Below are 20,155 nucleotides of genomic sequence, written 5' to 3'. Positions count from 1 at the left end.
CTCCGCCGAAAGCTACTCAGGCTTCGGATGCGGGAACCAGCCGGAGGGTCATCACCGTGCCGGCGGGTGCGTTGGCCGCGGCCCCGATGCTGCCGCCCCAGGACTCAATGAGACGCCGGCTGATGGCCAGCCCAAGGCCGCTCCCGCTGGTGCGGGTGGAGAACTGGGGCTCGAACACGCGCTCCAGCAAGTGGGAGGGAATGCCGCTGCCGTCGTCGCGGAGATGCACGGTGACGCGCGCCTCCCCGGCCGCGGCGCCCGCCGGGGGGGGCAGTACTTCGAGCCACACGCGCGAGGCACCCGCCAGCCGCGCATTCTCGAGCAGGTTGAGCAGCACATCGCGCAACTCGCGCTCGCGGGCCACCACCCGCAGTGGCCCTGGCGGGAGCTCCGACTCCCAGGTCACGGCGGAATGACCCATCTGCTCGAGTTGCAGCACGTCGCGCACGATGGCCACGAGATCCACCGCCTCGGTGGCGGGTGCGGGCGTGGGCGCGGCGCCGTAGCGGCTGAACGCGCGCGCGATTTCATCCAGACGGTCGATCTCGGCGAGCATCCGCGCCGTGTTCTCCTCGAGCACCTGCTCGAAGTCCACGCGCGCATCGCTGCGGGCGCGGCGGAGGTGCTGGAGGCCGAGGCGCATCGGCGTGAGGGGATTCTTGATCTCGTGGGCCACCTGGCGGGCCATCTCGCCCCAGGCCAGCACGCGCTCGGCGCGCGTCACTTCGGTGACGTCATCGACGGTAACGACGGTGCGGCGCGAGCCCGGCGCGAGGCGCGCGAGGCGGAGGCTGAGGCGGCGGCCGCCGGCCTCGAGTTCCACGCCGATGTCGTCGGCACTGCCACTGCGCAGGGCGTCGAGCGAGTCGCCGAGGAGTTCGCGCGCGGCGGCGGGCAGTCGTGCGCCCACCTGGACGGGTTCGCCAAGGACGGCCTCCACGCGCGGGTTGGCGAAGGTGACGCGGTCGTGCTCGTCCAGGGCGAGGACGCCGCTGGCCACGTTCCGCAGTGTCGCCGCCAGCCGGCGCTCGGCGCCCTCGAGCGCCTCGCGACTCTCGGCCAACTCCGCCGTCATCTGTCGGAACGCGCGAAACACCGGCGTGAACTCCAGCGGCGGGTCGTCGCGCAGGGCCGGCGTGCGCTCGCCGCGGGCCAGCGCGAGCGCCGACTCTCGGAGCACACGGATGGGCCTCGACAGCTGGCGCGAGGCGGCGCCGCTGGCCCAGAGCGCGGCCAAGGCGCCGGCCGCCAACGCGAAGAGCAGGAACATCGCGAGGTCGTTGCGCCGGCGGTCGAGCAGACGCTCGTCGAGACGCGCGGGCGCGGCCAGGACGTACTGCACACCGGCAGAGTCCGTGGCGGCGCGGAAGCCGAGCCGCACGTTGGCCGGTCCCACCGACTCTTCGAGGCCGGTCGTGACCTCGTCACCGTCCACCAGCGCGGCGATCACACCGGGTGGCAGGAGGCGACCGACGGGCGCGAGCGCATCGAGCAGCGGATCGCTGGTGCTGACCAGCAGGCCGCTCGCGTAGAGAAAGAGCGGCGTCTCGAAACGCACGGCTGCCGCGGCCAGGTCCACGGTGTCGCCGGCGACGGCGCGCAGCGTTTCCCGCACCACCAAGTCGCGCGCCTGTCGATCGTCGGCCTGCAGGCGGCCAAAGGACCAGAATCCGAACAGCAGCGAGGGTAGCAGGAAGCAGAGGAAGAGCGTGGCCGAGAGGCGCGTGCGGTAGCTCGTGAGGATCTCGCGGCGGCGCGCTCGCCACCAGCGCGGCAGCACCCCTTCGGCGGTCACGATCAAGAGCCAGATGGAGCCGAGGATGGCGAGGTCGAGGAGCACGAGCAGCACGCCGCGCACGAGCAGGGCGTCCATCGACCGTAGGTCCACGACCGCGTGCACGCGTTGGCTGAGCCCGCCGATGCCCGGGAGTTGCCAGTCGCCGTGCAGTTCGCTGCCCGTGCGCTGCCAGGCGCCGCGGAAGCTCGGGGCCGTGGGCGCCGCGTTGGTCGCGTCGCCCTGGCGCAGCGTGTACGGGGGTTCCGGCGCTGGCGGCGGCGAGAGTCCCAGGAAGGCGCCGAAGGGATCCTGCGGCACGAGGCGCGAGCGCGGCGCGACGACCAAGGTGGTCGCGCTGCCATCCGCGTGGGGCACGGCGAGCACCAGGTGCATGCCGGGATCGCCGCGCACCTCGGTGATACTGGGCTGCTGGGTGCGCTGCGCCTCGTAGGCGAACAGGTTCACGCCGTGCGTCGAGCCCGGCGCGCGCCCGACGACCAGGTCGGCCAGCATGGCGCCGTCGGTGCCCCAGCTCGTGATCTCGGCCGGATACTCCGCGCCGGCCAGTTCGCTGCGCGCGAACTGTGAGAGCAACTCGACACGGGAGCGTGCGGCGCGGGCCGGGTCGAGCACCGAGGCGTAGCGATCCAGCAGCACCGCCGCATCGCGGTCGGCCCGCGAGAGTCCCTGCACGTCGGCAATCGCGAGGTCCACCCGTTCGCGCACCGCGGAGAACCAGACCAGGGTCGCGGCGCCGCAGGCCGCCACGATCGCCACGGGCAACACGACGGTGCGCGCGCGCCGCGTGATGCCAAGGGCGGCGATGGCGGCAACCCAGAGGATCGTGTAGGCCTGGGGGAAGCGGCCCGGCGCCTCGAGCAGCGAGGGTGCGAGCAGCGCGGCCAGCACCGCCAGACCTGGTGCGACCCAACTCGGCAGGCCACGATCGCCGGCGATGGCGCCCTGCCCCAGCGTGACGCCGAGGAGCAGCACGGTCACCGAGGCGAGGAAGATCGTGACCTGCCACGACACCCAGAGCCCGGCCGACACGCCAATGGCCGGCACCTGGAGACCGCTGGCCAACTCGCGCAGCAGGAACGGGGCGACGCCAGCGACCACGACGATGCCGATGGCGGCCTGGGCGCGCGTCGGCAGACGGAGGCGTGCACGGCGCGCCGACAGCAGGGCCAGCAGCAAGAGGCCGGCCGTGAGGGCCAGCGCCCCGGCGTTGGCCGTGAAGCGCCAGCCGGATCGTACGAAGAAGAACGAGGGATCGAAGACGGTCCCGACGTTGGACAGGCGCGCCAAGGGCAGGATGACCGGCAACAGCAAGGCCACGGCGATAGCAAAGAACCGCGAGGTGAGGCCGGTCTCCCGCCGCCAGGCCACCGCGAGCAGCAGGAGCAGCATCGCGGCGAGTGCGGTGGCGGCCCGCGGCACGGCGCGCTCCCAGGCGCGGCCGCGCAGCGCGTCGAGCGCCGGCACCATCGCGCGGGCAGCCAGTACGGGCACTCCCGCCACCTGCACCGTGACCGCGCCGGGCACCTCCCGCGCCGCACTCGGCTCCGCGTAGCCGAAACCCTGCACCTGAAACCGGCGCGCGACGTCGGCGGCCAACGATGGGGTTAGGCGGTCCGCCGGCGGCTCCGCGTGCACCACCGAGGTGGCGACGGCCAGGTCCCCGCCCCGCTCGGCCAAGGCATAGGCCACCAAATAGAAGTTGGTCGCCACGATCCCGGTGGCGCCCGGCAGGGAGTCGAGCGCCACGAGCAGTCGCCCGCTCCAGGCGAAGGGACGACGCCCCTTGGCCACGAGGACCGCCCGCGAGCTGCCTTCGGGCACGAGCGCGGCGAGCGCCGCGAAGGCGGTCGCGGGCGCCGAGGGTGCGTCCAGGGCCGAGCGGGCGATGCCTTGGAGGACCTCGATCTCGCGATCAACATCCGCAGCCAGTGCGCGGCCGGCCTGCTCGGTGAGCGCGCTACGCACCTCCTCCCCGTTGCCGGCCATCTGCGCGAGACTGCGGTGGTAGGACGCGACAACGGCCAGCAGCGCGAGTGCAGCGGCGACAAACCACGTGCGCCGCCAGCGCGCGGCGGCCCGCGTTCGCAGGGTCAGCGCCATCAGCCCCAGCACGACGGCCGCCAGCAGCCAAGCCAGCCAGGCGGCGCCTTCGCGCAGCCAGGCTGCCCCGATGAGCACGCTGAGCGACGCGAACCACAGCCAGGGCTCGCGCAGTCCGCGGGGCCTGGTGGCGGGGACGCGTTGCTCCGTGACGAGGTCGACCGGGGGGGTACTCACGGGGGGATGATACCCGTCCGGCGAGCGCGCTCGCCAGCCGCGGACGCGGGGGGCGCGCGGCTCGCTCCGTTAGCTTTGTTCGCATGGCAGCAGCGGCCGAACGAGCGAATTGCTCGCGTGTGAAGACGAATCGGTGGCCCCTGAGACACGGTCTCCGGGCGCTGCTGTTCGGTGCGGCCGTGGCGGCCGGCGTGTTCGCGGCACCCGCGGCGCTCGCCCAGTCTCAGCTGCTGATTCTCGACGAGGGCAGCTTCTCCCTGCTGCGGGACGGCGAGCGCATCGGGCGCGAGGACTTCGGCATCCGGGCCACCCGTGGCGGCGTGGGGGGCGCGTTCATCGCCCAAGGCAACATCCTGTTCGGCGAGCAGCGGCGCGCCGTGATGCTGAATGTGGACTCCCTCGGGAACCCGCTGCGCGTGCAACTCGAGTTGCGTAACGAGGGCGTGCTGGTGCAGAGCGTCGTCGGCGAACTCGACCGCGGCGTGTGGTCCGGGCGCGTGGCGCATCGGGTGGGCGAGTCGGCCCGCGCGTTCCGCCTGCCGATGGACACCTTTGTGGCCGAGGAAGGGCTGGTCCACCACCTGTGGTTCGTCGTCCGGTTCGGCGAGGGGCGCCCCGTCACGCTGTTCACGCCCAGCGTCCTGTCCCAGATCCGCGTCCTCGTACAGGAAGAGGCGCCGGACCGGGTCGCGTTGGGCCTGCGCGAGATCGTGGCGCGCCGCTGGTCGCTGCGCTCGGCCAGTTCCGGGACCCTGCTGTATGAGGTCTGGACCAACGCCTCCGGCCGACTGCTCCGCGTGATCGACCACGGGACGGGGATCGAGGCGCTGCGCGACGAACCACCCGCTGAAACCCGCCCGCCGCTGCGGTCGTAGATGTTGGCGACCTACGACATCCTTTCAATGGTATACACGGTGCTCCGATTCCCTCGCTACGCCCTGATCGCCCTGTGCGCGGCCCTGCCGGCCGCGGCGCAGACCCCGACGCGGACGTCGCTGTCCCTCGACGAAGCCCTCGAGATCGCCCGCCGGAACAACCCGGTCTACCAGCAGGCGGTGAACAGCCGCACGCGCGCCCTCGCCGGCACGCGCACGGCCTACGGCGCGCTGCTGCCCAGCGCCGACGCCAGCTTCGGGGCCAGCTATCGTGAAGGCCGCCCGCAGTTCTTCGGCGGTGTCGCCTTCGGTGCCACCTCGGACATCCTCTCGTCCTCGTGGAACCTCTCGGCCAGCTCGCGGCTGAGCTGGAACACCTTCAATAACATCAAGCGGGCCAATGCCCAGCTCGACGCGGCCGACGCCGAGGTCGAGGCGGCGGTGTTCACGCTGCGCTCGGGCGTGACCGCCCAGTTCCTCCTGGCCCTGCAGACGCAGGCCCGCGCGAACCTTCAGGACACGCTGGTGGTGCAGCAGCGCCTGCAGCTGGAGCTGGCCCAGGCCCGCGCCGGCGTGGGCGCCGGCACCTCGCTGGACGTGAAGCGCGCCGAGGTGCAGCTCGGCCAGCAGGAAGTGGCGGCCCTCCGCGCCCGCAACACCGCGGAAGTGGAGCGCCTGCGGCTCTTCCAGCAGCTTGGCGTCCCGATGCCCGAGGGCGTGGAGCTGACGGCCGAGTTGGCCATCACCGCGCCGAGCTACCAGCTGGGCGACCTGCTGGAAACGGCGCGCCGCCAGAATCCGACGCTGCTCGCCGTGCAGGCGCGTCAGCGCGTCGCCGTGGCCGGCGTCCGCTCGGCGCAGAGCGAGTACACCCCGACGCTGTCGTTCTCGGCCTCGGTGGGTGCGTTCACGCAGAAGCAGACGAACATCGATGTGACCATTGCGCAGGCCCAGGCCGGTGCGCTGAGCAGCCAGGCCAACTGCTTCACGACGGACTCGATCCGCGTCGGAGCCGGCCTGTCGAGCATCGCCGCGCAGTGCGCGGGCATCGTGTTCACGCCGGCGCAGGAGCAGGCGATCCGGGACCAGAACAACAAGTTCCCGTTTGATTTCACGCGAAATCCTTATAACCTGTCGATGGGCATCTCCCTGCCGCTGTTCGACGGGCTGGGGCGCGAGTCGCGCCTGCAGGAGGCCAACGCGGCCCGCCGTGACGCCGAGTACTCGGTGCGCCGGCAGGAGTTGCAGCTCACGGCCGACGTGACGTCGGCGCTGGTGACCCTGCAGGCCGCGCATCGTGCCGTGGAGCTGCAGGAGCGCAATGCGGCCACGGCGCGTGAGGCGCTGCAGCTGGCCGAGGAGCGGTATCGCGTCGGGGCCAACACCTTCGTGGACCTGACCACGGCACGCGGCGAGTACGAGCGCGCCGAGACGGACCGGATCGACGCAGTCTATGAATTCCACCGGGCGTACGCGGCGCTTGAGAACGCCGTCGGCCGCACCCTTCGCTGAGTTGAGGAGCGTATGAGTAAGAAGATGAAGATGGGCATCGCAGGCGCGGTGGTGTTGGCGGTGGTAGCCGTCGCCGCCACCTCCGCCGCACGCTCCAACAACAAGGGCACCGTGGTGCGCGTCGAGGGCGTTGAGGCCCGCGACCTCGTGGCCTCGGTCACCGCCAGCGGCCAGGTCGTGCCGGAGACCAAGGTGGACCTCTCCGCCGACATCACCGGCCGCATCACGCGCCTCTCCGTCAAGGAGGGCGACTGGGTGAAGTCCGGCCAGTTCCTGCTGCAGATCGACCCGCAGCAGTTCGAGGCCCAGGTGCAGCGTGCGGAGGCGGCGCTGGCCAATGCGCGCGCGTCCCTCGCGCAGCAGAAGGCCAATGAGCTCCAGGCGCGCCGCAACTACGAGCGCCAGGAGGAGATCCGCAAGACCAACGCCGCACTGGTCTCCGCCGCGGAGATCGAGCAGCTGCGCACGCAGCTGGACGTGAACCAGGCGCTGGTGACCGCCGCCGAGGAGAACGTCAAGCAGTCGGAAGCCAGCCTCAAGGATGCCAACTGGCAGCTCTCGCGCACGACCATCTACGCCCCGATGACGGGCCGCGTGACGCGGCTCAACGTCGAGGTGGGCGAGACGGCCATCATGGGCACGCTGAACCGTGATGCGGCCATCCTGCTCACGATCTCGGACATGAGCGTGCTGGAGACCGAGGTGAAGGTCGACGAGACCGACGTCTCGCGCATCAGCGTCGGCGACTCGGCCGTCGTGCAGATCGACGCCTTCCCGGACACGACCTTCGTGGGCCGGGTGACGGAGATCTCCAACAGCTCGGTGGCCCGTGCGGCCGCCGGCAGCGCCGACCAGGCCATCGACTACCTCGTGACCGTGCGCATCCTGAATGCCCCGGCGGACACCCGCCCGGACTTCTCGTCCACGGCCAAGATCATCACGGACACCCGCACGCAGGTGCTCTCGATCCCGATCATCGCGCTGACGGTGCGCGAGAACGAGGCCCTCAAGCAGACCGACGCCCCGCCCTCAACGGGGACGGCGGCACCCGAGGTCGGCAAGCGCGACGTCGAGGGCGTGTTCATTGTCGGCGCGGACAACAAAGTCACGTTCCGCCCCGTAAAGGTGGGGATCGCTGGCGAGAAGCACTTCGAGGTCCTCTCCGGGCTGGAGCCGGGCGAGCGCATCGTGGCAGGCACCTACCAGGCGATCCGCGAGTTGAAGGACGGACAGCTCGTCCGCGAAACGCCTGACGCCAAGAAGCCCGAGGAGGGCAAGTAAGTGAGCCACGAGACCGACGAAGCCCCCATCAGCACCACCGCCGAACGCCAGATCGTCACGCAGTCCGCCGGCAACGCGCCGGGCAGCGACTGGGTGATCGTCACCCGCGGCCTGAAGCGCGAGTATGACATGGGCGGCGAGATCGTCCGCGCCCTCCGCGGCGTGGACCTCGCCGTCCGCCGCAACGAATACGTGGCCATCATGGGCCCGTCCGGCTCGGGCAAGTCCACGCTGATGAACATCATCGGCTGCCTGGACACGCCCAACGCCGGCGAGTACTGGCTCAACGGCCAGCTCGTCTCGACGATGAAGGACGACGAGCTCGCCCGCGTGCGCAACAAGGAGATCGGGTTCGTCTTCCAGACGTTCAACCTGCTCCCCCGTGCCACGGCGCTGGCCAACGTCGAGCTGCCGCTGGTCTACGCCGGCATCTCGGCCAGCGAGCGCAAGGAGCGCGCGATGGAGGCCCTGGAGAAGGTGCAGCTGGGCCAGCGCGTGCATCACCGGCCGAACGAGCTCTCCGGCGGTCAGCGTCAGCGTGTGGCGATTGCCCGTGCGCTGGTGAACCGGCCGTCCATCCTCCTGGCCGACGAGCCGACGGGTAACCTCGACTCGCAGACCTCCGAGGAGATCATGCGCGTGTTCGAGAACCTCGCGGACACCGGCCAGACGGTCATCATGGTCACCCACGAACCCGACATCGCCGCGCATGCGCGCCGCGTGGTCGTGCTGCGCGACGGCACGATTGCCAGCGACGAGCGCCGCGAGGTCTTCACCGAGAAGCTCGGCATCCAGCTGTAAGTGGCGGCGGGGCGGCCCCGGCCGCCCCGCCTGCCCTGCCGGACGCCAGCACAACCCGAGATCCATGCCGCTCTTCGAAGCCGTCCGGCTCGCCCTCGCCACCATCCGCGTCCAGAAGCTCAAGAGCTTCTTCACGCTGGCGGGCGTCTGCATCGGCGTGATGTTCCTCATCACCGTCGTCTCGATCATCGAGGGGATGGGGCGCTACATGAAGGAGGACCTCGTCGGCAAGCTGATTGCCGTGAACTCCTTCGAGCTGCGTCGTGCGCCGAACATCCAGCTGGGCGACGTGGACCGCGCCGAATGGGAGTCCTGGCGGCGGCGGCCGCGCATGACCATCGCCGACCTGCGGCCGGTGGTCGAGGCGCTGCCCGAGGGCACGCGCTGGGCCCAGGAGTCCGAGGCCGGCGTCACGGCCGTGTCGCGCTACGCCCGTCCGCGGCAGACGCGGGCCATCGGTGTGGACGGCGACTGGTTCACCATCAAGCGCCTGGACCTCAAGGACGGACGCCAGTTCACGCAGCAGGAACTGTCGCAGGGTGAGAACGTCGTCATCCTCGGCCCCGACATGGTCGAGCGCGCCTTCCCCGGCCTCGACCCCATCGGCCGCGAGCTCCGGATTGGCTCCACCCCGTATCGCGTCATTGGCGTGACCGACACGCGGGGCAGCGCCTTTGGCATCTCGTTCGACAACTTCGTGATTGCCCCGTGGCGCTCGCCGATTCGCAAACTGCTCAACCCGCTGCCCCACCAGATCGACGCGGTGGTGATCCAGGCCGAGAACCAGGATGTCCTGACAGAGGCCAAGGAGAATGTGCGCGCCGTCATGCGCACGCGCCGCGGCCTGCGGCCGGCCGAGGCGGACAACTTCGCGATGCAGACCTCGGACAGCGCACTCGAGTTCTGGAACAAGCTCCAGGGCTATCTCGTGGTCGCCGGCGTGGCCCTGCCCGCCATCGGCCTCGTGGTTGGCGCCATCGTCATCATGAACATCATGCTGGTGGCCGTCGCCGAACGGACGCGCGAGATCGGCATCCGGAAGGCGCTGGGCGCCAAGCGGCGCGACATCCTCGCGCAGTTCCTCGTGGAATCCACCACCCTGAGCACGGTCGGCGCCGGCCTTGGGATCGCACTGGGCATCGGCTTCGCGCAGGCCATTGCGGCGGCCACGCCGCTGCCGGCCAGCGTCGCACCCTGGTCCATCATCGTCGGAGTCGGCGTCGGGATGGGGGTTGGCATCGTCTCGGGCGTGTACCCGGCGAGCCGCGCGTCGCGGCTGGACCCGGTCGTCGCCCTGCGCCAGGAGTGATGCGATGAGCGGCCTGAGTTCCCGCCTCTATAACCTGACCGAGGGCGTGCGTATCGCCCTCGAGTCGATCGTCGGCAACAAGGTGCGCGCTGGCCTGACCATCCTCGGCGTCGCGGTGGGCGTCTTCGTGGTGGTCGTCATCTCGGCGGCCGTGCACGGCATCAACCAGAGCGTGGCGCAGGACTTCGAGTCCACGGGACCGACCACGTTCTTCGTCTCGCGCTATCCGATCAGCTTCGAGGCCTGCGACGGCTCGGACGACACCTGCAAGTGGCTGCGCAACCCGCCCCTCTCCTGGGCCGAGGTCGAGCGGCTGCAGGCCCTGCCTTCGGCGGCCGCCGTCGGCGTGCGCATGGACTGGAGCGGTGCCTTCAAGTACCGCGACCGCTCGCTGGCCAGCGCGCCGATCGAGGCGTATACGGCGAACTGGGCACAGTTCGGCGCGCCCGAGATGCAGCCTGGCAGCCGCGTGTTCACCGAGCAGGAAGTACGTGGGGCGGCCCGCGTGGTGGTGCTGAACACCACGGCCGCCGAGCGCCTCTTCGGGGAGCTGGACCCGCTGGACAAGACGATCTCGATCAACGGCACGCAGTTCACCGTGATCGGCATCTACAAGGACAACGCCAGCTTTCTCTCCGGCGGTGACCGCCCCAAGGGCGTGATGCCGGTGACGACGCTGCAGCGCGCCTTGAACGTGCGCCGCAGTGACATGAGCCTGGTCGTGAAGCCGCGGGCCGACGTCTCGCGCGACGAGATGGTGGACGAGGTGACGGTGACGCTGCGCGCCGCGCGTGGCCTGCGGCCCTCGCAGGAGAGCAACTTCGCCATCCTCACGCAGGACCAGCTGCTGGAGACCTACGACAAGATCTTCGGCATGTTCTTCCTCGTGATGATCGCGCTCTCGGCGGTCGGCCTGATCGTCGGCGGCGTGGGCGTGGTGGCCATCATGATGATCTCGGTCACCGAGCGGACGCGGGAGATCGGCGTGCGCAAGGCGCTGGGCGCCACGCGCACGACGATCCTCTGGCAATTTCTCATCGAGGCCGTGACCCTGACCGGCATCGGCGCGCTTGCCGGGCTGGCCTTCGGCTGGGTGGTGAGCACGCTCATCCGCGCCGGCACGCCGATCAACGCCAGCATCCCGCCGGGTGCTGTGGTCGCCGCGCTCCTGGCGTCCTGCGTCACCGGCATCCTCTTCGGAATGATCCCGGCCGCGCGTGCCGCGCGCCTGGATCCGGTCGAAGCCCTCCGGCACGAGTAACACCTCCCGATGCCCTTTTTCGAAGCCATCCGTCTCGCCCTGCAGACCATCCGCGTGCAGAAGCTGAAGAGCTTCTTCACGCTCACGGGCGTGATGATCGGCGTGATGTTCCTCATCGCCGTGGTGTCGATCGTCGAGGGGATGAGCGACTACGTCGAGAACGACTTCGCGGCGAAGATCATCGGCGTGAACACCTTCGACGTGCGGCGCTGGCCCAACTTCACGCCGAACGAGTCGGACGACGAGTGGCGGGCCTACCTGCGGCGGCCGCGCATCTACGACCGCGACGCGGACATCGTGCGCACGGCCCTCGGCCCGTCGTTCCGCGTGGCGCGGGTGAACGAGACCTTCCGTTCGGCCTTCGTGCCGGGCATCCGGCCGCGCGACGTACAGGCGGTGGCGACGGACGCATCGTACTTCGACATCAAGAAGTTCGGCATCACCAACGGGCGCGCCTTTGGCCCGCAGGACGTGGCCGCCGGCGCCAAGGTCGTGGTCATCGGCGATGAGGTGGCCAAGTACTACTGGCCCAACCTCGACCCCGTGGGCCGCGACCTGCGCATTGCCGGGCAGATGTATCAGGTGATTGGCGTCATCGAGCCGCAGGGCTCGGTGTTTGGCTTCTCGATGGACCGTTTGGCGATCGCGCCCTACACCTCCCCGATGTCGCGCAGCATCCGCCCGCGCGGCGACATCGGCCGCATCACGGTGCAGGCGCCGACGCGCGAGATCCTCGATGACGGCATGGAGCAGGTGCGCAGCTCGATGCGTGGCTTCCGCCGGCTGGGGCCGGGTGACGAGGACGATTTCGCGCTCGAGACCTCGGACGCTGCCCTCAGCTTCTTCGACGAGCTCAAGGGCAAGCTGATCCTCTTCGGCACCGCCCTGCCGGCCATCGGGCTGGTGGTCGGCGCGCTGGTGATCATGAACATCATGCTGGTGGCGGTGGCCGAGCGCACGCGGGAGATCGGCGTGCGGAAGGCGCTGGGTGCCAAGCGGCGGGACATCATCTCGCAGTTCCTGGTCGAGGCCGCCACGCTGTCTGTCATCGGCGCGGCCATCGGTGCCTCGCTGGGCATCGGGATGGCGCAGTTGATTGCCGCCGTGACGCCGCTGCCGGCCAGCGTGGCGCCGTGGTCGCTGGTATTTGCGTTGGTCGTGGGCGCGGGCGTCGGCATCGCCGCCGGGATCTATCCCGCCAGCCGCGCGTCCAAGCTCGACCCCATCGCCGCCCTTCGCCAGGAATAGGCCGTGAGACTCTGGGACCGCCTGCAGATGACCTTCGAGGGCATGTTGATGGCCCTCGACTCGCTGCGCGCCAACAAGGTACGCGCGGCCCTGACCATCTCCGGCGTGGCAGTGGGTGTGTTCGTCGTCGTGGCGATGGGCGCCACCGTGCACGGCATCCGGCAGTCATTCCAGTCGGACATGGACGAGTTCGGCACGGCCACGTTCCAGATCCGTCGCCGCAACCCTGGCTTCAGCGCCTGCAACCCCACCACCGATGACTGCCCCGAGCGCCGCTTCCCCGGCGTCTCGCTCGAGGAGTGGAAGGCGGTGCGGGAACTGCCCGAGGTGGAGAACGCGATGGGCTGGCTCTTCGGCCAGGGCACGGTGACCTACCGCGACCGCATCGTGAAGAACGTGGGCTATGACGCCCAGACGCCGGAGTGGATCGAGACGGACCAGGCGGACGTGGATCCGGGGCGTACGTTTACGGGCGCCGAGCACGATGGCGCCGCGCAGGTCGTGCTGCTGAACAAGAAGCTCGCGGACGAGCTGTTCCTCGAGTCGGATCCGATCGGCAAGGAGATCGACGTTGGTGGGCGGCGGTTCCTCGTGATCGGTGTCTACCACACAAAGGCCGGCTTCCTCAAGTCGCTGGACGGGCGCGGCCCCGATACGCCGCGCATGGTGATGCCGATGATGACGGCGTGGCGGAAGATGGACGTCTGGCGCCGCTCCTTCATGGTGATGGTGAAGCCCAAGGCCGACGTGAGCCGCGACGACGCGATGGACGCGGTGACGGCGACGCTGCGCGGGATGCGCGGCCTGCGCCCCAGCCAGCCCAACTCGTTCTTCCTCGTGGGCCAGGACCGGATGATGGAGGTCTTCGACCAGCTCTTCGGCGCCATCTTCATGGTCGGCCTCGGGCTCTCGGCGGTCGGCCTGCTCGTGGGCGGCGTGGGCGTGGTCGCGATCATGATGATTTCCGTCACCGAGCGGACGCGCGAGATCGGCGTCCGAAAGGCGCTCGGGGCCACGCGCGGGATCATTCTCTGGCAGTTCCTGGTGGAGGCAGCGACGCTGACCTCGCTGGGTGCCTTGATCGGGCTGTTGCTGGGCTCGGCGCTGGCCTGGGTGATCCGGGCGAACACGACGGTGCCGGCCTCGGTGCCGGTGGGGGCGATCATCGCTTCGCTGTTGGGCGCGGCTGCCACGGGCATCGTCTTCGGGATGCTGCCCGCCACGCGCGCGTCGCGGCTGGATCCGGTCGAGGCGCTGCGGCACGAGTAGATCGGCCGCGAGGTCCCCGCGGGGCCCAAAGCCCGCCGCATCACGCCGGACCGGTCCGTATCCGATACTTTAGAGTGATGCGGGACCGGATCTCCCTCCTGAATCGCCTGCTCGGCGTCCCCTTGCTCACTGTGGCATTGGGTTGCGGGGAAGCCGCGGGCGTGCCTGCCGTGGGATTCACCTATACGTTCGGCCCGTCGCCAGTCGACAGCGTACTGCAGGAGGAGGTGGACCTCGCCGGCGGTGCCGGCGCGGACTCGGTGCGACTGCTCATCTCGCCGGAAGGCGGGTTCAAGGTCTTCGCCGCCGCTGTGTTGCCGGCCGAGGTGGCCCGCGCGGCGTGGCTGGTGGACAACCCAGAGGTGCTGGCGGTGGTCGGACCGGGCGGAAGCCGGGAGGCGCTGCAGGTGGCACCGCTCTACGAGGCCGCGGGACTGGCCGACTTGGTGCCGACCGCCACGAGTCGGGCGCTGGCGACGGCGGGCCACACGACCCTGCCGATCTCGCCGAACGATTCGGTACAGGGCGCGTTCATCGCCGCGTTCGCGGATTCGGCGCTACGGGCGCGGCGGGCGGCGATCATCTACGTGGCGGACGAGTACGGCATCGGCCTCGCGGCCGGCACTGCCGCGGAGTTCCACGCGCGTGGCATCGAGGAGGTCGCGCGAGTCCCGCTCTCCACCTGGCGCGCCTGCACCGGCGTGGATGGCCCGGCCTACTACGCCACGATCGCCCAGTCCCTGAAGCGCCAGGGACCGCTGGACGTGGTCGTGCTGGCCTCGCGGACGCAGGAGGCGGTCTGCGCGGCCCGCGCCCTCCGCCAGGAGCTGCCGGCGCTGCACTTGCTCGCCGGCGACGGCGTCTATGTGGACGAGGCGGTCATCCGCAACTGGGGGCCGGCCACGGAACGTCTCTTCCTCGTGGCCTTCTGGCACCCGTCGCAGGCGGACTCCGCGTCCCAAGCATTCACGGCGCGATTCCGCGCGGCCACGGGACTGACGCCGCGCCACGGCGATGCCGTGTTCCGTGACGCAGCGGTCCTCGCAGCGACGGCGATTCGCGAAGGCGGTCGGTCGCGGGAGGCCGTGCTCGCGTACCTGCGTTCGCTCGGCGTGACCCGCGAGCCGTTCCAGGGCATCACCGGCCCGATCGCCTTCGTGCCCGGCATCCAGCGCCCCTTGCTGATGACGCAGGTCCGGAACGGCGAGTCGATCTTGCTGGGGGCGCGATGAGCGAGCGTCGCGCCTCGATCTCCCTGCGCGGCCTCCTGGTCGGCATGGGCGTCATCGCCATCGCCTACGTCAGCGCGCTGACGGTCCAGGTGGTCGTGCTGCTGCGGCCCGCCGCACAGTCGCTGAGTGGTGCGACCTCGGACATCCTGCTCGACCACGACCAGTCGATGGAGCGTGTGCAGCGCTCCCTGTACGCACGGCGAATGGCCGTGCTGCACGTGGTGGCCACTCCACCGCCCGTGCCGATCGAGCCGTCGCTGGACTCGATTCGCCGGATCGTCACGCGACTGATCGAGGAGGCCAGCGCGTCGCGGGCCAGCATCGAGCGCGCCGACATCCCGCTGCAGATGCGCCTGGAGCTGGCGCAGGCGATCGCGCGCGAGACCCAGGCCGCCGTCTTGGTCTCGGACGCCATCCGCTACATCGAGAACGGCACGATGCCGCCGGCCGTCCTGGCGCTGCGTTCCGCCAATGCCGCGACCGATTCGGCCACCATGCACTTGTCGGTGGCGCAGCGCACCGCGATGCTGGAGGTGCTCGGACGCCAAGAGCGCCTACTGGGTCGCCTCGAGACCCTGGAGCGCTGGTCCCAGGCCTGGGTCGTGCTCGGCCTGCTCCTGCTCGCGTCGGGCGTCCTGCTGGTTCGCCGCCGCTTCTACCTGCCCATCCGCGCCCTCGAGCGCGGCGTGCAGCGCATCATCGCAGGAGACCTGGACACCGAGATCCCCGTGCGCGGCAGCGACGAACTCGGCTTGCTGGCCTCGCACGTCAACGACATGACCGGCGTGCTCCGCGATCGGGCGGCGGAGGAGACGCGGGCGCGTGAGTCCCTCACCGAGCGCTTCGGACGCGTGCTGGACGAGTCGTCCAGCGAGATCGGCGTGTTCGATGCACAGACGCTGGGCGTGCTGCAGGCCAACCGCGGGCTCTGCGTGGCCCTCGGCTACACCCCGGACGAGATCGCCCGGCTGCGCCTGGACGACCTCATCGCGGGCCTCGAGGATGCGCGGCTGGCCACGATCCTCGCGCAGTTGCGGGCCAGCCCGCAGGATCGCGCCCTGCTCACCATCTGGCTGCGCCGGCACGACGGGTCCATCCGGCCGGCGGAGGTGGCGCTGCAGTACTCGGCCGGCGGTGACACCCCGGTGTTCATCCTCGTGTCCGAGGATGCCGGCGTGCGCCAGCGCGTGCGCGAGCTCGACAACCGCCTGCGCACCTTTGCGGCCGAGGAGGCGGAGGCCCTGGGGTCGGGCGAGGTGGGGCGCGCGATGCAGGCACTCACGCGATTCGTGGCGACGGCGCTCGAGGCCGATCGTTGCACGGCCTGGCAGACGGTGCAGGACGAGATCCGCCCAGTCACGCAGTACGATGCGGCAGCGGCAGCGCACACGGCGCGGCCCGGACGGCATCCCCGCGAGGAGCTGGCGGGAACCGGGGCGCACAAGGTGGCCATCACCTCGGCCGGCCGCGAGATCGGCGCCCTCATCGTGGAGGCCCGTGACGCGAGCCGCCGCTGGTCGGCGGAGGAGACGGCATTCCTCGCCAGCGCCGCCGACCTCGCCTCGCGCGCGTTTGACGCGCAGGAGCGTCGCGGCCTGGAGCAAGCGCTGGAGCGGGCACAGCGGATGGACTCGATCGGTCAGCTGGCCGGCGGCGTGGCCCACGACTTCAACAACATCCTGACCGCGATCCTCGGCAACCTCGAGGCCTGCCGTTCGGAACTCGAGACCGGGTCCTCGATGGACGAGGCGCTGGCGGAAGCCGAGCAGGCGGCCCTGCGGGCGGCAGATCTCACGAAGCAGTTGCTGACCTTCGCCCGGCGGCAGGTCGTGGAGACGATGGCGGTGGACGTGGCGGCCCGCGCCCGCGACGCCGAGAGCATGCTGCGCCGGCTCATTGGTCCCGAGATCAATCTGTCCTTCGCGCTGGAGCCGGAACTGGGCACTGTGCGGCTCGGCGCCGGCCAGCTGGAGCAGCTGCTGGTGAACCTGATCGTGAATGCGCGCGACGCGATGCCCGACGGGGGCACCATCACAATTCGTGGCGCGCGCCGCACTGTCGGCAGCACGCCGGCCGCCGACTTCCCGTCGCTGTCGGCGGGTAAGTACGTCGAACTGGCCGTGACGGACACCGGCATGGGGATGGACGCGAAGACGGTGGAGCGCGTGTTCGAACCCTTCTTCACCACCAAGCGCGTGGGCGAGGGCACGGGTCTCGGTCTGGCCGTCTGCTACGGCATCGTGCGCAATGCCGGCGGTGCGATTGCCGTGCAGAGCGCACCGGGCAAGGGGTCGACGTTCCGCATCGTGTTGCCCGCGGGTGGGCGCGGTTCGCCGGCTGCGGGACGCCGCCAAGTTGCCGAGCCCACGGGCGCCACGGTGCTGCTCGCCGAGGACGAGTCGGCCATTCGCACCCTGCTGTTGCGCATGCTGACCGCGCGCGGGTATCGCGTGCACGCCGCCGTGAACGGCAACGACGCACTGGCGATGGCGGAGCGCCTCGACACGCCGGTGGACGCCCTGTTGACCGACGTAGTGATGCCGGAGATGGGGGGCGTCGAGCTGGCGCGGGCGATGCGAAAGCGCATCCCCGGCCTGCCCGTGCTGTTCATGTCGGGCTACACCGCCAACGCCGCCATCCAGAGCGGCGAACTCGAGGACTCCGGCTTCATCGCGAAGCCGTTCACACCGGATGACCTGATCCGCAAGCTCGAGGAGCTGTTGGACGCCGTCCGTGAGCGCGAGGACGCGACCGCCTTGTAAGTTGCAGGGGTGCGCCCCCTCGACGTCCTCGGCATCGCGTTCGCACAGATCGTCGGCAACAAGCTGCGCAGCTTCTTCACGCTGCTCGGCATCATCGTCTCGGTTGCCTTCCTGATTGCCGTCGTGGCGATCATCCAAGGGATGAACGCCTACGTGAAGGACAACATCGCGGGCGCGGTAGTGGGCGCCAACGCGTTCCAGGTGCGGCGCACCCCGATCCAGATCGGGCCATTCAACGACGACCAGTGGGCCAAGGTCCAGCGCCGGCCGCGCATCAGCACGCGCGACGTCGACGCCGTGCGCGCGGCCATCCCCGACGCCGAGGCCATCTCGATGCAGTCGGGCTGGCCGACGCCGAGCACCGATGTGATCTGGCGCGGACGGACGATCGGCAGCGTGCTGGTCTTTGGCATCACGCCGGAGTACCAGGTCGTGCAGGACTATCGCATTGCCCGCGGCCGGGCGCTCTCGGCCGTGGATGTGTCCGCTCGGATGCCCGTGGTCGTGCTCGGCAGCGAGGTGGCGGAGAAGCTCTTCGAGTCGGTGGACCCGATCGGCCAGGAGATCCGCGTGGCCGGCGAGCGCTTCACGGTGATCGGCGTCAACGAGGCCAAGGGCCGCGTGCTGGGCCAGTCGTTCGATGCCTTCGCGCTGATCCCCATCTCGCGCTTCGAGATGCGCTACGGCCGTCGGCTCACGACGACGATCTCGGTGAAGATGCGCGAGGCCGAGGACGTCGCACCGGCGATGGCGCGCGCCGAAGAGGCGATGCGGCTGTCACACGGGCTGCGCCCGCTCGAGGAGAATGACTTCTCGGTGGAGACCGCGGACGCCCTGGTGGATTTCTGGCGCAACCTGACCAAGGTGCTGTTCGCCGTCATCCCGGCGGTCGTCGCCATCGGCATCGTCGTCGGCGGCATCGTGATCATGAACATCATGCTGATGGCCGTGAACGAGCGCACGCGCGAGATCGGCATCCGCAAGGCGATGGGCGCGCGCTCGCGGGACATCGAGCGGCAGTTCCTCGCCGAGACGATTGCCTTGAGCGCGTTGGGTGGCCTGATGGGCGTGTTCTCGGGCTGGGCCTTCGCGTTCCTGGTATCGCTGGTCAGTCCCCTGCCCGCGCGCATCACCTGGTGGTCGGTGGCGGTGGCCTTGGCGCTGGGGGCCGGCATCGGCGTGGTCTTCGGGGTGTATCCCGCGCGCCGTGCCGCGCGCCTGGATCCGGTCACGGCGATGCGGGCGGAGTGAGCGTGCGCGTCCTCCGCGTCCTCGACCAATATCGCGAGAATCTCGCGATTGCGATGGACACGCTGCGGGTGTCCAAGCTGCGCAGCGCGCTCACGATCCTGGGCGTGGTGATCGGCGTGGCGACCGTGATGACGATGGCCTCGTTGGTGGAAGGCCTGAAGTCGCAGATCATCCGTACGGTGGAGATCGCCGGCCCGACGACCTTCTACGTGATGAAGGCGTACTCGAGTACGCCCATCAACCCGGACAACCCGCCCGCCTGGGTGCGGATCCGGCCCGACCTCGAGGAGGAGGAGGCCGAGTTGATCAAGCGACTGCCCGAGATCGCCTATGCCGGGATCTGGGGGCAGACCATCTCGCGACTGTCGTATCGCGGCGAACGGACGCAACCGACGGCGATCTTCGGGGCCGATGACGGATTCACGCTGATCCAAGGCGGCGAACTGAGCGAGGGGCGCTGGTTCACGCGCGCGGAGCTCTCGAGTGGCGCGGCGGTCGCGGTGATTGATGACGCGCTGGCGCGCCGCCTGTTCGGCCGCGAGTCCATCCTCGGCAAGACCATCCAAGTCGGCGGCCGGCCAGCGGAAGTGATTGGGCTCTACGTGCCGCCGGAGAACATCTTCGCGCCACCAGGTTCAGAGACGGGCGCCGTCATTCCCTTCCGGATGCTCGACGCTGGCTACCGCATCGACCGCACGAATGCGCTGTGGATTCCCGTGCGGCCGCGCGACGGCGTCACGGTGGAGGACGCAGAGGAGGCCGTGACGATCGCACTGCGCGAGTTGCGGCGCTTGCGGCCGGCGCAGCGCAACAGCTTCGACCTCGTGAGCTCGGACCAGATCCTGGACGTGTTCAACCAACTCACCGGCGTGTTCTTCGTGGTGATGCTGGTGCTGGCGAGCGTGGCCCTGCTGGTGGGCGGCATCGGCGTGATGGCCATCATGATGGTGTCCGTCACGGACCGCACCCGGGAGATCGGCGTGCGCAAGGCGCTCGGCGCGACGCGCGGCGACATCCTCGTGCAGTTCCTCATCGAGGCGTCCACGCTGACCGGAATCGGCGGGGCGATCGGCATCGTGGCCGGGCTCGGCGCCGGCCAGCTGGTGACGCGCCTGCTTGGCATCAGCGCGTCGCCGCCGCTGGGCTTGACCGCCGTGGCCGTGGTGGTCTCGGTGCTGATCGGCGTCATCTTCGGCGTGCTGCCGGCGCAGCGCGCGGCGCGGCTCGACCCGATCGAGGCGCTGCGCTACGAGTAGATCGCGGTTCCGTGGGCGGCGGC

At 70.2% G+C, this 20,155-nt stretch carries 13 protein-coding genes; 12 read left to right on the top strand and 1 reads right to left on the bottom strand.

Annotated elements, in window-relative coordinates:
* Positions 1–16: 16 nt before the first annotated feature.
* Entirely contained in the window at positions 17–4,075 is a 4,059-nt protein-coding gene (locus KF709_12190) for a HAMP domain-containing protein (GenBank protein ID MBX3175168.1), read from the bottom strand.
* 119 nt (positions 4,076–4,194) lie between these two features.
* On the opposite strand from KF709_12190, the gene KF709_12185 reads away from it, so the two are divergent.
* The 12 genes from KF709_12185 (at position 4,195) to KF709_12130 (ending at position 20,132) form a co-directional block, all read left to right on the top strand.
* A complete protein-coding gene (locus KF709_12185; GenBank protein ID MBX3175167.1) occupies positions 4,195–4,950 on the top strand; it encodes a hypothetical protein in 756 nt (251 codons plus the stop codon).
* Positions 4,951–4,989: 39 nt separating this feature from the next.
* Entirely contained in the window at positions 4,990–6,462 is a 1,473-nt protein-coding gene (locus KF709_12180) for a TolC family protein (protein ID MBX3175166.1), read from the top strand.
* A 12-nt stretch (positions 6,463–6,474) separates the two neighbouring features.
* Complete coding sequence (locus KF709_12175) at positions 6,475–7,743, top strand: efflux RND transporter periplasmic adaptor subunit (GenBank protein MBX3175165.1); 1,269 nt, start codon at positions 6,475–6,477, stop codon at positions 7,741–7,743.
* A 129-nt stretch (positions 7,744–7,872) separates the two neighbouring features.
* A complete protein-coding gene (locus KF709_12170) occupies positions 7,873–8,544 on the top strand; it encodes an ABC transporter ATP-binding protein (protein MBX3175164.1) in 672 nt (223 codons plus the stop codon).
* A gap of 64 nt (positions 8,545–8,608) precedes the next feature.
* Entirely contained in the window at positions 8,609–9,853 is a 1,245-nt protein-coding gene (locus KF709_12165; GenBank protein MBX3175163.1) for an ABC transporter permease, read from the top strand.
* Positions 9,854–9,857: 4 nt separating this feature from the next.
* Positions 9,858–11,114: an ABC transporter permease gene (locus KF709_12160; protein MBX3175162.1), complete on the top strand. Its 1,257-nt coding sequence runs from the start codon at positions 9,858–9,860 to the stop codon at positions 11,112–11,114.
* 9 nt (positions 11,115–11,123) lie between these two features.
* Positions 11,124–12,362: an ABC transporter permease gene (locus tag KF709_12155; protein MBX3175161.1), complete on the top strand. Its 1,239-nt coding sequence runs from the start codon at positions 11,124–11,126 to the stop codon at positions 12,360–12,362.
* Positions 12,363–12,389: 27 nt separating this feature from the next.
* Entirely contained in the window at positions 12,390–13,631 is a 1,242-nt protein-coding gene (locus KF709_12150) for an ABC transporter permease (GenBank protein ID MBX3175160.1), read from the top strand.
* 77 nt (positions 13,632–13,708) lie between these two features.
* Positions 13,709–14,863: an ABC transporter substrate-binding protein gene (locus KF709_12145; GenBank protein MBX3175159.1), complete on the top strand. Its 1,155-nt coding sequence runs from the start codon at positions 13,709–13,711 to the stop codon at positions 14,861–14,863.
* Positions 14,860–17,625 (top strand): response regulator, encoded by a 2,766-nt coding sequence (locus KF709_12140; protein MBX3175158.1) that lies wholly within the window; start codon positions 14,860–14,862, stop codon positions 17,623–17,625. Before KF709_12145 ends, KF709_12140 begins: the two co-directional genes overlap by 4 nt.
* A gap of 9 nt (positions 17,626–17,634) precedes the next feature.
* Positions 17,635–18,876, top strand: a complete 1,242-nt coding sequence (locus KF709_12135) for an ABC transporter permease (protein MBX3175157.1) — start codon at positions 17,635–17,637, stop codon at positions 18,874–18,876.
* Positions 18,877–18,878: 2 nt separating this feature from the next.
* On the top strand, positions 18,879–20,132 hold the full coding sequence (locus KF709_12130; GenBank protein MBX3175156.1) for an ABC transporter permease: 1,254 nt from the start codon (positions 18,879–18,881) through the stop codon (positions 20,130–20,132).
* Positions 20,133–20,155: the final 23 nt, after the last annotated feature.

This window comes from Gemmatimonadaceae bacterium (assembly GCA_019637445.1).
Lineage (GTDB): Bacteria > Gemmatimonadota > Gemmatimonadetes > Gemmatimonadales > Gemmatimonadaceae > Pseudogemmatithrix.
This window is presented reverse-complemented; position numbering and strand designations above follow the sequence as displayed.

Excerpts from the sequence above, each read along its gene's own strand:
- KF709_12175 (MBX3175165.1), top strand. The coding sequence starts at position 6,475 with ATGAGTAAGAAGATGAAGATGGGCATCGCAGGCGCGGTGGTGTTGGCG.
- KF709_12170 (MBX3175164.1), top strand. The coding sequence starts at position 7,873 with ATGGGCGGCGAGATCGTCCGCGCCCTCCGCGGCGTGGACCTCGCCGTC.
- KF709_12165 (MBX3175163.1), top strand. The coding sequence starts at position 8,609 with ATGCCGCTCTTCGAAGCCGTCCGGCTCGCCCTCGCCACCATCCGCGTC.
- KF709_12160 (MBX3175162.1), top strand. The coding sequence starts at position 9,858 with ATGAGCGGCCTGAGTTCCCGCCTCTATAACCTGACCGAGGGCGTGCGT.
- KF709_12155 (MBX3175161.1), top strand. The coding sequence starts at position 11,124 with ATGCCCTTTTTCGAAGCCATCCGTCTCGCCCTGCAGACCATCCGCGTG.
- KF709_12150 (MBX3175160.1), top strand. The coding sequence starts at position 12,390 with ATGACCTTCGAGGGCATGTTGATGGCCCTCGACTCGCTGCGCGCCAAC.
- KF709_12145 (MBX3175159.1), top strand. The coding sequence starts at position 13,709 with ATGCGGGACCGGATCTCCCTCCTGAATCGCCTGCTCGGCGTCCCCTTG.
- KF709_12140 (MBX3175158.1), top strand. The coding sequence starts at position 14,860 with ATGAGCGAGCGTCGCGCCTCGATCTCCCTGCGCGGCCTCCTGGTCGGC.